At 71.8% G+C, this 12,829-nt stretch carries 13 protein-coding genes; 5 read left to right on the forward strand and 8 right to left on the reverse strand.

Going from position 1 to position 12,829, the window contains the following annotated elements:
- Positions 1 to 135: 135 nt before the first annotated feature.
- Positions 136 to 969, reverse strand: a complete 834-nt coding sequence (locus tag ACGFIO_RS15625; RefSeq protein WP_392826755.1) for a DUF3027 domain-containing protein — start codon at positions 967 to 969, stop codon at positions 136 to 138.
- Positions 970 to 1,063: 94 nt separating this feature from the next.
- Between ACGFIO_RS15625 and ACGFIO_RS15630 the strand changes: the two genes are divergently transcribed.
- From ACGFIO_RS15630 to ACGFIO_RS15640, 3 genes are all read left to right on the forward strand, one after another.
- Positions 1,064 to 2,899 carry an MFS transporter gene (locus ACGFIO_RS15630; protein WP_392826757.1) on the forward strand — a complete coding sequence of 612 codons (1,836 nt, stop codon included), beginning with the start codon at positions 1,064 to 1,066 and terminating at the stop codon, positions 2,897 to 2,899.
- The gene (locus ACGFIO_RS15635; protein ID WP_392826758.1) at positions 2,896 to 3,525 is read left to right on the forward strand and encodes a futalosine hydrolase; all 630 of its coding nucleotides are present in this window, start codon (positions 2,896 to 2,898) and stop codon (positions 3,523 to 3,525) included. Before ACGFIO_RS15630 ends, ACGFIO_RS15635 begins: the two co-directional genes overlap by 4 nt.
- Positions 3,526 to 3,631: 106 nt before the next feature.
- Positions 3,632 to 4,444 carry a 1,4-dihydroxy-6-naphthoate synthase gene (locus ACGFIO_RS15640; RefSeq protein WP_392826760.1) on the forward strand — a complete coding sequence of 271 codons (813 nt, stop codon included), beginning with the start codon at positions 3,632 to 3,634 and terminating at the stop codon, positions 4,442 to 4,444.
- On the opposite strand, the gene ACGFIO_RS15645 is transcribed toward ACGFIO_RS15640, so the two are convergent.
- The 3 genes from ACGFIO_RS15645 to ACGFIO_RS15655 are packed head-to-tail and all read right to left on the reverse strand — an operon-like array spanning position 4,433 to position 5,816.
- Entirely contained in the window at positions 4,433 to 4,819 is a 387-nt protein-coding gene (locus tag ACGFIO_RS15645; protein WP_392826761.1) for a cold-shock protein, read from the reverse strand. The genes ACGFIO_RS15640 and ACGFIO_RS15645 overlap by 12 nt on opposite strands.
- 41 nt (positions 4,820 to 4,860) lie before the next feature.
- Complete coding sequence (locus ACGFIO_RS15650) at positions 4,861 to 5,562, reverse strand: HAD family hydrolase (RefSeq protein ID WP_392826763.1); 702 nt, start codon at positions 5,560 to 5,562, stop codon at positions 4,861 to 4,863.
- Between the two features lie 50 nt (positions 5,563 to 5,612).
- On the reverse strand, positions 5,613 to 5,816 hold the full coding sequence (locus tag ACGFIO_RS15655; RefSeq protein ID WP_392826764.1) for a hypothetical protein: 204 nt from the start codon (positions 5,814 to 5,816) through the stop codon (positions 5,613 to 5,615).
- A gap of 85 nt (positions 5,817 to 5,901) precedes the next feature.
- On the opposite strand from ACGFIO_RS15655, the gene ACGFIO_RS15660 reads away from it, so the two are divergent.
- Positions 5,902 to 8,298, forward strand: a complete 2,397-nt coding sequence (locus ACGFIO_RS15660; RefSeq protein ID WP_392826766.1) for a helicase-associated domain-containing protein — start codon at positions 5,902 to 5,904, stop codon at positions 8,296 to 8,298.
- Positions 8,299 to 8,335: 37 nt separating this feature from the next.
- Positions 8,336 to 9,997: a DNA repair helicase XPB gene (locus ACGFIO_RS15665; protein ID WP_392826768.1), complete on the forward strand. Its 1,662-nt coding sequence runs from the start codon at positions 8,336 to 8,338 to the stop codon at positions 9,995 to 9,997.
- A 4-nt stretch (positions 9,998 to 10,001) separates the two neighbouring features.
- On the opposite strand, the gene ACGFIO_RS15670 is transcribed toward ACGFIO_RS15665, so the two are convergent.
- From ACGFIO_RS15670 to ligD (ACGFIO_RS15685), 4 genes are all read right to left on the reverse strand, one after another.
- A complete protein-coding gene (locus ACGFIO_RS15670; RefSeq protein WP_392826769.1) occupies positions 10,002 to 10,481 on the reverse strand; it encodes an HAAS signaling domain-containing protein in 480 nt (159 codons plus the stop codon).
- Positions 10,478 to 10,816 (reverse strand): PadR family transcriptional regulator, encoded by a 339-nt coding sequence (locus tag ACGFIO_RS15675; RefSeq protein WP_392826771.1) that lies wholly within the window; start codon positions 10,814 to 10,816, stop codon positions 10,478 to 10,480. Before ACGFIO_RS15675 ends, ACGFIO_RS15670 begins: the two co-directional genes overlap by 4 nt.
- Positions 10,817 to 10,935: 119 nt before the next feature.
- Complete coding sequence (ligD, locus tag ACGFIO_RS15680) at positions 10,936 to 11,850, reverse strand: non-homologous end-joining DNA ligase (protein WP_392826773.1); 915 nt, start codon at positions 11,848 to 11,850, stop codon at positions 10,936 to 10,938.
- Positions 11,840 to 12,769: a non-homologous end-joining DNA ligase gene (gene ligD / locus ACGFIO_RS15685; protein WP_392827078.1), complete on the reverse strand. Its 930-nt coding sequence runs from the start codon at positions 12,767 to 12,769 to the stop codon at positions 11,840 to 11,842. The genes ligD (ACGFIO_RS15680) and ligD (ACGFIO_RS15685) overlap by 11 nt, the downstream gene beginning before the upstream one ends.
- Positions 12,770 to 12,829: the final 60 nt, after the last annotated feature.

Consider the following 12,829-nt stretch of genomic DNA (forward strand, 5'->3'; position numbering starts at 1 on the left):
GCGCTGCGGCTCCGCACGAGCCACCAAAACGAAACGGTCTCGTTCACCAGGCAGCGCCGCAAACAGGCCCACCGAAACGAAACAGTTTCGTTCACTCAAACAGCCCCCGCCGGACAGCGCCGTGCGTGGGCCGCCTCAGGAGTGGCCGTACTCCTCAGCGGGCTCGCCCGACTCGACCGACCCGTGCGGCCGGCTAACCGCAACCGCCTCGACCTCAGAGTCGTCGTAGACCGTGTTCAGCTCCTCGACCGGCACCTCGGCAGCGTTGCCCAGCAGAGCCTCGGAGTGCGCGCCGCAGCCGTGGTCGGCGCTGACCGCCCGGGCGTCGTCCGGCGCATAGAGGTTGCCGCACACCCCGAACATCCCGCGCATCACACCGGCCAGCGGCAGATAGAAGCCGCAGGACCCGCAGCGGGCGTTGCGCGGCGCCGCGGTCGCGATCGCCGCCTCCGGGCCGGACTCGCCGTCGTACCAGCGCTGGGCGGTCTCCATCCGCCCTTCCTGGGACATCACCCGGGACCGGCCCAGGCCCAGTTCCCAGGAGACCTCCTCGACCGCCGGGTCGTCGCTCAGCACGTAGCCCTGTGCGAGCCGGTCGTCATCCGGCGCGGTCGGCATCAGGTCGCCGACGCCGAGGTCACCGGGCTGCAGTCGCTCGTTCCAGGGCAGCCAGCCCGGGGCCAGGAGCGCGTCGGGGCCGGGCAGCAGGACGGTCTCGCACACGGTCACGTGCCGGCTGCGCGGCACCCGGGTCACGGTCACCGCCCACCGCCAGCCGCGGTAGCCGGCCAGATGCGACTCGAAGAAGTGCGTCACCAGCCGATCGCCCTCGGCGATCGCTTCGAGGTGTTCGCCGATGTCCTCGGGATCGACCTCGGTGATCGCTCCCCGGGCCACACCGACAGCGTCGGCACAGACCTGGTCGAGCTTGGCCGCACGGGTGGTGGTCCTGGTGGTCACGCGCCCCATTGTCCCCTACCGGGACTGCCCCGGCACACCGACTCCCCCGGATTCGGCTGCCTCGGGGCGCGACGATGTCGCCTCGATCCGTCAGGATGGTTCCATGCCGCTGCTTCCCACGCTCGGGCAGACGTTCGCGACTGGGGTTCGCGCCGTCCGCGCGCTGGTGCGCGGGTCGGTTCGCGGCGGGGCGTGGGCGACCCGCCGGGTGGGCGACGCCCGGGCCCGCGGCGCCAACAACGAGGCCGGCATGGTCCGCCTGTTCGACCTGCATGCCCTGTCCTGTGCCGGCGACACCCTGATCGCGATCGGCCTGGCCGGCACGATCTTCTTCGACGTTCCGCTGGGCGAGGCCCGCAGCAAGGTCGCGATCTACCTGCTGGTCACCATGGTCCCGTTCGCGCTGCTGGCCCCCGTGGTCGGCCCGCTGCTCGACCACTGGCGGCACGGCCGCCGCTACGCCCTGGCCACGACCATGCTGGGCCGCGCCTTCCTGGCCTATGTGATCTCCGACAACCTGCTCGGTTTCGGGTTGTATCCGGCCGCCTTCGGCGTTCTGGCCCTGTCGCGCGCCTACGGCGTGGCGCGGTCGGCTGCCGTCCCCCGCCTGCTGCCCGCGGGCGTCGGCCTGTCGCAGGTCGGTGCCAGAGCAAGCGTTTACGGTACGTTCGCCGGCGCGCTCGTGGCACCGATCGGCCTGGCCGCCTTCTGGTTCGGCCCGCAGTGGTCGCTGCGCGTGGCCAGTGTCATCTTCATCATCGGCATGGTCGTCGCCCTGCGCCTGCCGGCCAAGGCCGATTCCGACCCGCCCGAGGAGATGCCGCGCCCGTTGCGGACGGTCCTCCGCCTGCGTCGGGGCAACGACCGCCCGCTCTCCGGTGCTCTGGTCATCAACACTCTGATCGGCAGTGCCTGCCTGCGCCTGCTATACGGCTTCCTGCTCCTTTACTTCGCCTTCGCCATCAAGGCCGGCCAGTTGGAGACCAGCCTCCTGGGCCGCGAGATCGGCAGCCCCACCGCGGTCGCTCTGGTCGGCGGCGCCCTGGCCACCGGCACTTTCCTGTCCACCGCGATCGGCACCCGCCTGCAGATCCGCCGTCCCGCCGCCCTGCAGTCGGCCGGCCTGACCATCACCGCCGGTGTCGGCGTCCTGGCCCTGATTTTCTACAACCTGGGCATGGTCGCCCTCCTGGCCCTGGTCGCGGCGACGTTCAGCGGCATCTCCAAGCTGGCCATCGACGCCAGCATCCAGGAGCGCGTCCCCGAACGCCTCCGGGCCAGTGCCTTCGGCCATTCCGAAACAGTCTTGATGATCGCCTGGGTCTTGGGCGGCGCCATCGGCATCATCCCCCTCTCCGGCCGCCTGGGTGTGGCCCTGGCCGCCGCTATCGCCGTGGCCGCCGCCCTGCGCGCGGCCTGGGTGGCAACCCGTCTGCGCACCGAACGCCTGCACGGCCGGCCCGACGCGGCCCCCGACCCCGCCGCCCCGACGTCGCCCGCGGCGCCGGCACCATCTCCATCACCGGGACCGGCGGCCCCCGCACGGCGGCCGTCCTGGCCCGACAAGTCGGACACATCCCGTCGAACGACCCCCACCGACCCCTGGCCCACGGCTCCCACCGTCGCGCCCCGCCAGGACGGCGCAATCCCCAATCCCCGCGACCGGGGCACCGACCAAACCACCGTCCGCCACCCCTTGGCCGAGCCCAGCACCGAACTCAACCCCACGCTGGTGGACGAACCGAAGACAAAACGCCGCCCCTGGCAGCGCAAGCCGAAGCAGCCCCCCAAACCCCCCAGGTCATCCACCCCACCGCCCACCGAGCCGCCACCCCCCGCGCGCCCCGACCCGGCTGTGGCTCCTCCCGGTTTCCACGTCTACCGCCCGTCATCCGCCGACGGTCCCACCCCCAACGGCGACGCGAAGAACGACCGATGACCTTCCTGATCATCACCGCGGTCGAGCCCGAGGCCGCGGCCATCCGCCAGGCCGCCCCACCCGGCGTCGACGTCGTAGCCGTAGGCGCTGGGCCGGCCGCGGCCGCCGCGGGCACCGCCCGCCTTCTGACCACAAAGCATTACGAGGCAGTCATCTCCGCGGGCATAGCCGGCGCTTTCCCGCACCGAGCGGCCATAGCCGACACGGTCCTGGCCACCCGGAGCATCGCCGCCGACCTGGGCGCCGAGTCCTCCGAGGGCTTCCTCCCCATCGACACCCTGGGCTTCGGCACCAACACCCTCTCCGCCGACCCCACTCTCCTGAAAACGTTGCGGGCGGCCCTCCCTCAGGCGATCACCGGCGACATCCTCACGCTGGCCACAGTGACCGGCACCGCCGCAACAGCCGAACGACTGGCCACAGCACATCCCGAGGCCATAGCCGAGGCAATGGAAGGCCACGGCGTAGCGACAGCCGCGGCAGCGGCGGGCATCCCCTTCGCCGAACTACGTACCGTGTCGAACTTCATCGGCCCAAGGGACCGCAAGGCCTGGCGCCTCGAGGAAGCCCTGGAGGCCTTGTCCCAAGCCGCGGCCAACTTCCCCAGCGAAGCCGTGACCCGATGAGCATCCCCGGCCCCGAAATCCCCCACCACAATCATCAACCAGCCGTGAGTGTGGCGTTGTAGACAGACCCGGGAGATGCACCTGGGAGAGGACTACCGTCGCCACCGTGGCACTCTCGATGGCGGTCTCCCCCTGTCCGAACGACACGTTCGTGTTCAACGCGCTGGTCCACGGCCGAGTCCAGGGCGCCCCACCCATCGACCTGACTTTCGCCGACGTCGACGTAACCAACACGGCGGCCGAGAAGGGCGAGTACGACCTGGTCAAGGTGAGCTATGCGGCCTTGCCGTGGCTGCTCGACGACTACCAGCTGCTCCCCTGCGGCGGCGCCCTGGGCCGGGGCTGCGGCCCGCTGGTCCTGACCAACGGCCGTACGGATCTCGAAGGCGCCACGGTCGCCGTGCCCGGCGATCGCACCACCGCGTACCTGCTGTTCCGCCTGTGGTCGGCGAAGAACCCGCCGGCGAACATCGAGGTCGTGCCGTTCCACAAGATCATGCCCGGTGTGGCCGACGGCACCTACGACGCCGGCCTGGTCATCCACGAGGCGCGTTTCACCTATCCCCGTTACGGCCTCGAGGCGATCCAGGACCTGGGCGAGTGGTGGGAACGGGACACGGGTCTGCCGATCCCGCTGGGCGCGATCCTGGCCAAGCGCGGCGTCGTCGACCCGAACGAGGCCACCGAGTGGATCCGGCGCTCGGTCAGCATGGCCTGGGCCGATCCGGCCGCGAGCGAGGAGTTCGTCCTGGCCAACGCCCAGGAGATGGAGCCCGAGGTCGTCAAGCAGCACATCGACCTGTACGTGAACGAGTTCACCCTCGACCTGGGCGCAGAAGGATACGCCGCCGCCGACGCCCTGCTCGGGCGCGCGGCGGCGGCGGGTATCACTCCTGCGGTAAAGGGTCTAGCCCTCTAGCTCGTTGGCCACCGCGTGCACGAGCTGCGCGATCTTTTGCGCCGCACGCTTGTCCGGGTATCGCCCTCGGCGCAGGTCGGGCTGCACCTTCGCCTCGAGGATCTTGATCATGTCTTCGACCATGCCGTGCAGCTCGTCGGCGGGCCGGCGCCGCAGCTCGGCCATGGACGGTGGGGCGTCGAGCACTTTCACGCCCAGCGCCTGTGCGCCCTTGCGGCTGTCGACCACGCCGAACTCGATCCGCTGGCCGGTCCGCAACTCGACCACCCCGGCCGGGAGCGCGCCCTTGGGCAGGAACACGTCGCCGCCCTCATCGCTGGTGACGAAACCGAATCCCTTCGCCGCGTCGTACCACTTCACTCGACCCGTGGGCACCGCTGACCTCAACTCACATCGCAAAATCGCCGGGGGGAGAACTAGGACTCCAGGCTATCCAAGGTGCCCGGCCGACTCCCAACCGTTATCTCCCGCAGGAGGGCGGGCAGACCGGTGAGGTCGGACAGCACGTAGGAGGCGCCGGCAGTGCGGAGATCAGCGGCGGAGCACGGACCGGTCGCCACGCCGATGCCCGGAATGCCCGCTGTGCGAGCGGCGACCATGTCACCCGTGTGGTCACCGACATACCACCGGACGCCGTGTTCGGTCAGGGCCGCCGCTTTGCCCTCGGCGAAGAGGTCGCCGGCCAGCTCGTCGTAGGGCAGGCCGAGGTGGGCGAGGTGCAGCTCGGCGAGGCGGCCGAGCTTGGAGGTGACGACGACCACGCGAAGGCCGAGGGCGCGCACGGCGGTGACCGCGGCGACGGCTCCGGGGGTGGGCCCTGTCGGTTCGATGGCGTACGCGGGGTAGAGCGCGCGGTAGGTGGTGACCGCCTCTTCGACCTGCTCGGGCGGGAACCACTCGCGGATCTCGGTGCGCAGCGGCGGCCCGAGCCGGGTGACCGCGAGCTCGGCGTCGATGGGCACACCGGTCTGTGCGCTGAGCGCCCGATAGGCCGCCGCGATGCCGGGCCGGGAGTCGATCAGGGTCATGTCCAGGTCGAACCCGACCGCCCCGACCGGGCCCCCGGAGTGAGCGACGGGGTATAGGTCAGCTGGTCGACCGGCAGAGGCGTCCGTCACGGAGTCAGGGTCGGCCTGTAGGTCAGCTGGTCGACCGGCAGAGGCGTCCGTCACGGAGTCAGGGTCGGCCTGTAGGTCAGCTGGTCAACCGGCAGGGGGAAAGTCTGGTCGTCACCGAACGGCGAGGGCGCCGCCGCCTTGTCCGAGGTGATTTCGGAGATGGCCAGGTGACCGTCCTTGGGCGGCCGCGCCCGGCTCGGATTGGCGCCACCGTCGCGCACGCCGGTGCCCGGCACCTTGAGTTCCTCGGCCACTCCACTGCCCCCTGAAGGTCGATATCGAAACCCGGCCACGCCCGGGCCCGCCACCATCGTCCCACGGCCAGTAACTTGGGAAGGGATGGCCACGACATTCGCCGATCAACTCCGGTCCCTGCCCGACGAAGCCCTGGGGGCGCTGATTCAGCTGCGCCCCGATCTCGTCGTGCCGGTCCCCTCGGATGTGTCCGCTCTGGCTGTACGCGCGCAGTCCCGGGGTTCGGTGGCCCGGTGCCTGGACTCGCTGGACGAGTTCACCCTGGCCATCCTCGACGCGGCCCGGCTCACCCGTTCCTCGGAAACGGCTCTGACCTCGGCCGATGCGATCGTGGAGCTGGCTTCGGCGTCGTCCGCGAACGACGTGCGGGTGGCGATCGGCCGGTTGCGAGCCCGCTTCCTGCTGCACGGGCCGGAGGAAGCGCTGCAGGTCGTCGGCGCGGTCGACGAGGTGACGTCGCCATACCCGGCGGGGCTGGGCCGGCCCGCCGATTATCTGGACCCGTCCGCGGCCGCGCTCTGCGCCGACCGGGCCAAGCTGCGGCGGACCGTGATGGAGGCCACGCCGGACGCCCGCAAGGTGCTGGACCGGCTGGCCGCGGGACCGCCGATCGGGGCGTTGGGCGGTCGCACCGCCCATGACGGGATCGTGTCCGAGCCGGTGCGCTGGCTGATCGACCATCTCCTGCTGGTGCGGGTGTCCGAGGCGGGCCGGGCGCCACGCCCGGACGGCGAGCTGGTCGAGCTGCCGCGCGAGGTGGGCATGCTGCTGCGCCGGGAGACCGGGCCGCTGGGCCAGCTGCGGCCGCACCCGCCGGCTCCGGAAAATCCGGTACGGGACGTGAAGGTGGCCGACGCGGCGGGCGCGGGTCAGGCCCTGGAGGCGGTCAGCGTCACCGAGAACCTGCTCGAGGCCCTGGCCGCTGATCCGGCGCCGGTGCTGAAGGCGGGCGGCCTGGGCGTACGGGATCTGAAACGCCTGGCCCGCGAGGTGAACGTCGACGAGCGCACGGCGGCGCTGACGCTCGAGGTGGCGCACGCGACCGGCCTGCTCGGCGAGGCCGACCGTTCCGGCATCAGCCGCGGCACCGGGTCCACCGGCGACGAGATCTTCCTGCCCACCGGCGCGTACGACCTGTGGCGGGCGCAGAGCATCGCCCAGCGCTGGACCGCCCTGGCCCGGGCCTGGCTGATGATGACCCGGCAGCCGGGCCTGGTCGGTCAGCGCGACGAACGGGACCGCCCGATCACCCCGCTGTCCCCGGAGGCGGAACGGCCGGCGGCCCCGCAGGCGCGGCGGGAGGCGCTGATGGCCCTGGCGGCGCTGCCGACCGGCACCGCGCCGCCGGTCGAGGACGTGCTGGCGCTGCTGTTCTGGCAGGCGCCGCGGCGGGCCCGGGGCCGCGAGGCGGTGCACCGGGACGCTTTGGAGAGCGCGGCGCTGCTCGGGGTGGTCGGGCGGGACGCGCTCACCTCGTACGCCCGGCTGCTCCTCGACCCGGAGGACGGTGACCCGCTGGGGGCCGAGCCGGCCACCGACGCCGTCCGGGCGCTCGACGGCCTGCTCCCGGCCCCGGTCGATCACGTGCTGGTGCAGGCCGACCTGTCGGTCGTGGTGCCCGGCCCGCCCGAGCCCGAGCTGGCCGCCGAGCTGGAGGTGCTGACCGAGAAGGAGTCGGCGGCGATGCGCCGGGTCACCGCGACCAGCGTGCGCCGGGCGCTGGATGTCGGGTACGCCGCGACCGACCTGCACGCGATCTTCCAGCGCCGCTCGCGGACGCCGGTGCCGCAGGCGCTGACCTATCTGATCGACGACGCCGCCCGCAAGCACGGCGGGCTGCGCGCCGGTTCGGCCGGTGGCTATCTGCGCAGCGACGACGAGGCGCTGGTGGCCGAGGTGCTGGCCGACAAGCGGCTGGGCAGCCTGGGGTTGCGCCGGCTGGCACCGACCGTTCTGGTCAGCCCGCATCCGGTGAGCCGGCTGCTGGGGGCGCTCCGCGATGCCGGCTACGCGCCGGTGGCCGAGGACGCGGGCGGGTCGGCCGTGCTGAGCCGGCCGAAGGTTCGCCGGGCTCCCTCCCGTACCCCCCTCTCCGTGAAGCTGGCCGACCACCAGGCCGGGCCTCCGCTGCTGGCCGGACCCCGCCTGGCCGGGGTGGTCGAGCAGATCCGCAAGGGCGACATCGCGACCCGGGCGGCCCGGCGCGCGCCGGTCAGTGTGCGCGCGGCCAACGGCCAGGGCGTGCCCGGTCTGACCTCGGTGCAGGCGCACGGTCAGGCGATGGCGGTGCTAGAGAAGGCGGTGCGCGAGAAGGCACGGGTCTGGGTCGGGTACGTCGACTCGCACGGCGCCACGCTGTCCCGGCTGGTCCGTCCGGTGTCGCTGAGTGCCGGCTATCTGCGCGCCGAGGACGACCGGACCGAGACGTTGCACACGTTCGCGCTGCATCGCATAACCGCGGCGGTCCCGGAGGAGCAGTAGACTTGAGGGTCTTTTACTTCCGTGGGAAGGCTGCCAAGTGAGTGGCGGACCGCTGATCGTCCAGTCCGACAAGACCCTGCTCCTGGAAGTCGACCACCCGGACGCGCAGGCGTGCCGGATGGCGATCGCGCCGTTCGCCGAGCTCGAGCGCAGTCCGGAGCACGTGCACACCTACCGCCTGACGCCCCTGGGCCTGTGGAACGCGCGAGCGGCCGGCCACGACGCCGAGGGCGTGGTCGACGCGCTGATCAAGTTCTCGCGCTATCCCGTGCCGCACGCGCTGCTGGTCGACGTGGCCGAGACGATGGACCGGTACGGCCGGCTTCAGCTGGTCAACGACCCCGGCCACGGCCTGGTGCTCCGCGGCCTCGACAAGATCGTGCTGATCGAGGTGGCGAAGAGCAAGAAGCTGGCCGGCATGCTCGGCGCCCGGATCGACGACGAGACGATCGCCGTGCACGCCTCCGAGCGTGGTCGCCTCAAGCAGGCGCTGCTCAAGCTCGGCTGGCCGGCCGAGGACCTGGCCGGGTACGTCGACGGCGAGGCGCACGACATCGACCTGGCCGAGAACGGCTGGACGCTGCGGTCGTACCAGCAGGAGGCCGTCGACGGTTTCTGGGCCGGTGGCTCCGGGGTGGTCGTGCTGCCCTGTGGCGCCGGCAAGACGCTGGTCGGCGCGGCCGCGATGGCCACGGCCAAGGCGACCACGCTGATCCTGGTGACCAACACGGTGGCCGGCCGACAGTGGAAACGCGAGCTGGTCGCCCGCACGTCGCTGACCGAGGACGAGATCGGCGAATACTCGGGCGAGCGTAAGGAGATCCGCCCGGTCACGATCGCGACGTACCAGGTGCTGACCTCGCGGCGCGGCGGCGCGTTCACCCACCTCGACCTGTTCGGCGCGCGGGACTGGGGCCTGGTCATCTACGACGAGGTGCACCTGCTGCCGGCGCCGATCTTCCGGTTCACGGCCGACCTGCAGGCCCGCCGCCGGCTCGGGCTGACCGCGACGCTGGTTCGCGAGGACGGCCGCGAGGGCGACGTGTTCTCGCTGATCGGCCCCAAGCGTTACGACGCGCCGTGGAAGGACATCGAGGCGCAGGGCTGGATCGCGCCGGCCGAGTGCACCGAGGTGCGGGTCACACTGACCGAGGCCGAGCGGATGGCGTACGCGGTGACCGACGCCGAGGAGCGCTACCGGGTGGCGGCCACCGCCCGCACCAAGCTGCCCGTGGTCCGGGCCCTGGTCGAGCGGCACCCGGACGAGCAGGTGCTGGTCATCGGCGGCTTCCTCGATCAGCTGCACGAGCTGGGCGAATACCTCGACGCCCCGATCGTGCAGGGTTCCACCACCAACAAGGAGCGTGAGCGGCTGTTCGACGCGTTCCGGGCCGGCGAGCTGCGCACGCTGGTGCTGTCGAAGGTCGGCAACTTCTCGATCGACCTGCCCGAGGCGGCGGTGGCGATCCAGGTGTCCGGGACGTTCGGGTCACGCCAGGAGGAGGCGCAGCGGCTCGGGCGGGTGCTGCGGCCGAAGGCGGATGGGCGGCAGGCGCACTTCTACACCGTGGTGTCACGGGACACCATCGACACCGAGTACGCCGCTCACCGCCAGCGGTTTCTGGCCGAGCAGGGGTACGCGTACACCATTGTGGACGCCGACGACGTGCTCGGCCCGCCGCTGCCGCAGGTCGACTGACCGGTTACTGGGTCGGTCGCGGGGCCGGCACCAAGTCTGGGGCGTCCGGGGCGTGCGGGGCGCCGGGAGCGTCCACCACGGCCGTCGCCGGTGCCGGCGCGCCGCCCACCCGGGCGAGGGCGAGGAAGCCGATCAGCCCGCCGATGATAAAGACGGCGACGACGCCGGCGATCGTGGCGATCACCCAGCCGGGCACACCACCGCTCGGCGGGGCGGACTCCGGCGGCGGAGCGGGCTGGAAGCGCGGCGGCTGCGGCCCGGCCTCCCAGTAGGCCGCGGCCGCGATGGCCTCGGGGCTGCCCAGCCGCTGCAGCACCTCGATCATCTCGCTGTCCGTGTACGCACCCTGTTCGCGCGCGGTGTCGATGTGGGCCCGGAGGTCGGCCAGCAGCTCGTGGCGCTGCAGCAGCGGCAGCCCGCTGAGCCGCAGGTCGACCTCGCGCAGGTATTCACCCACCACATCGATCTTGTTGATGCTGCTCATGCCTCAACCCCTACGAGTCGGTCGACGGTCTGCCGGAACGACGTCCATTCGGTGCGGAAGTTCTCCAGCGCCGCCCGGCCGCTGTCGGTGAGCGAGTAGTAGCGCCGGGGCGGCCCGGACGGCGACTCGCTCCATTTGCTGTCCAGCCAGCCGACGCGGCGGAGCCGGGACAGCAGCGGGTAGATCGTGCCCTCGGTGGTGGCGAGGCTGCGTTCCTCGCCGAGTCGTCGCACGATCTCGGTGCCGTAGATGTCCTCCCGCTCGACCATGGCCAGCACGCAGAACTCGAGGGTCCCGCGGCGCAGGCTGGTGGCGAGTTGGGCGACGTCGGTCATGCCGCACAGGGTACCTTGCCGCGCAAGGTACCGGCTACCGGATGCAGCCCTCCGCCCCGAGTACGACCTACCGGCGTTTCCATCCGCGAACCGCGGGGCCCGGTCGATACGAGCGCCGGTCAGGGCAGCCGGGGTCCCCGGTTGAGCAGCGGCTCCAGCAGGTCACCGAGCTCCTCGACCCGCTGGAGCACCTCGTGCGCGCCGAACTGCCGGGCCTCGGCCTCGCCCGTACCCATCGCCTCGACTTCTTCCCAGGTCAGCGGGGTGGAGGCGGTGGGCGAGGGCTGTGCCCGCAGCGAGTACGGCGCGACAGTGGTCTTGGCCGCGGCGTTCTGGCTCCAGTCGATGAAGATCTTGCCGGGCCGCAGGTTCTTCGCCATCTTCGCGGTGATCGACGCCGGGACCATCGCGGCCAGTTCCTCGGCCACCTTCCGGGCATACCGGGAGACCTCCTCGGCGTCCTGCGCGCCGGAGATCGGACAGCACAGTTGCATGCCCTTCTTCCCCGAGGTCTTCGGGTACGCGGCCACGCCGTCCGCCTCGAGCCGGTCGCGCATCAGCACCGCCACCCCGCAGCACTCCTGCAACCCGGCCGGCGCCCCCGGATCGAGGTCGACCACCATCAGGTCCGGGTCCGCGCCGACCCGCCACTGCGGCGTGTGCAGTTCCAGCGACGCCAGGTTGGCCACCCAGACCAGGGTGGCCAGGTTGTCCACGACGACGAAGTCGATGGTCTCGCGGGACTTGGTCGACCCGGGCACCGGCAGCCGTTCGGTGTGCACCCAGTCCGGCGTACCCCCGGGCTTGTTCTTCTCGAAGAAGTGCGCGCCGTCGACACCGTTGGGGAAGCGGATCCGGGTCAGCGCCCGCCCGCGCAGGTGCGGCAGCAGCACCGGGGCCAGCCGCGTGTAGTAGTCGATGACCTCACCCTTGGTGAAACCGGCGGCCGGATACATCACCTTGTCCAGGTTGGACAGCTCGAGATCCTGGCCCTCGATGGTGACCGGGAACACCGTCCGCCGCTCAGGAGCCATCGTCGTCCTCCTCGTAGCAGTCCGCCGGCCCCTTGTCCGGGCGCAACCGGAGGAATCGAGGGAACCGCAGCCGCCCGTCCGGCGTGCGGTTGCCGTAGCGAACCTCGACCACCAGGTCGGGTCGTACCCAGTGCGCGCCGCGCGCATCCTCCCGGGGCACCGCTCCCGCCGGAAACGGTGACCGTTCGGCCGCGATCGGGCCGAGCGCGTCGAGCAGTTCCTTCTCCGAGGCGCCGCTGATCCCGCCACCGACCCGGCCGCGGTAGCGCAGCCGGCCGTCCGGCCCGGGCGAGCCGACCAGCAGGCCGCCCAGCCGCCGGGCGCCGGGCCGCCAGCCGCCGATCACGTAGTCGCCGGTGTGCTCGAACTTGACCTTGACCCAGTCCGGCGACCGCAGCCCGGGCGTGTACGACCCGCCCGCCCGCTTGGCCACCACGCCTTCGAGCTGGTACTCCCGGGCGGCCGCGGTGGTCGCCTCGCCGTCGGTGAAGACCGGCGGCACCATCCAGTTCCGGCCGGCCAGGTCCAGACCCTCGAGGAGCTCGCGGCGGACGGCGTACGGACGCCGCTCGAGATCCTCGCCGTCCAGCCGGAGCAGGTCGAAGATCATGTACGTCACCGGCAGGGTGGCCGCCAGCGCGGACGCCTTGAGCTTGTCCCGGACGTGCATCCGCTCGGCCAGCGCGGTGAAGGACGGGCGCCCGCGCGCGTCCATCACGACCATCTCGCCGTCCAAAATCGTGTCCGGCGGCAGGCGTAAAGGTGCTATTTCGGGATATGCGACGGTCACCGTGGTGCCCGAGCGCGCGTACAGCCGGGGCGGTTCCGGGCCACACGCCGCGATCACCCGTACCCCGTCCCACTTGAACTCATAGCTCCACCCGGGCCCGCGCGGCAGCGGGCCCGCGGTCGCGAGCATGGGCGAAAGCGGAGCGGGCACCTGATCACCATAAGCACTTACCTCGGTTACAGCGGGCTG

The sequence above is a fragment of the Actinoplanes sp. NPDC049265 genome (genome assembly GCF_043197135.1).
GTDB lineage: Bacteria > Actinomycetota > Actinomycetes > Mycobacteriales > Micromonosporaceae > Actinoplanes.

Bases quoted from the DNA above. Each gene is read 5' to 3' on its own strand.
- ACGFIO_RS15625 (WP_392826755.1), bottom strand. From the start codon at position 969: ATGGGGCGCGTGACCACCAGGACCACCACCCGTGCGGCCAAGCTCGAC.
- ACGFIO_RS15630 (WP_392826757.1), top strand. From the start codon at position 1,064: ATGCCGCTGCTTCCCACGCTCGGGCAGACGTTCGCGACTGGGGTTCGC.
- ACGFIO_RS15635 (WP_392826758.1), top strand. From the start codon at position 2,896: ATGACCTTCCTGATCATCACCGCGGTCGAGCCCGAGGCCGCGGCCATC.
- ACGFIO_RS15660 (WP_392826766.1), top strand. From the start codon at position 5,902: ATGGCCACGACATTCGCCGATCAACTCCGGTCCCTGCCCGACGAAGCC.
- ACGFIO_RS15670 (WP_392826769.1), bottom strand. From the start codon at position 10,481: ATGAGCAGCATCAACAAGATCGATGTGGTGGGTGAATACCTGCGCGAG.
- ACGFIO_RS15675 (WP_392826771.1), bottom strand. From the start codon at position 10,816: ATGACCGACGTCGCCCAACTCGCCACCAGCCTGCGCCGCGGGACCCTC.
- ligD (WP_392826773.1), bottom strand. From the start codon at position 11,850: ATGGCTCCTGAGCGGCGGACGGTGTTCCCGGTCACCATCGAGGGCCAG.
- ligD (WP_392827078.1), bottom strand. From the start codon at position 12,769: ATGCTCGCGACCGCGGGCCCGCTGCCGCGCGGGCCCGGGTGGAGCTAT.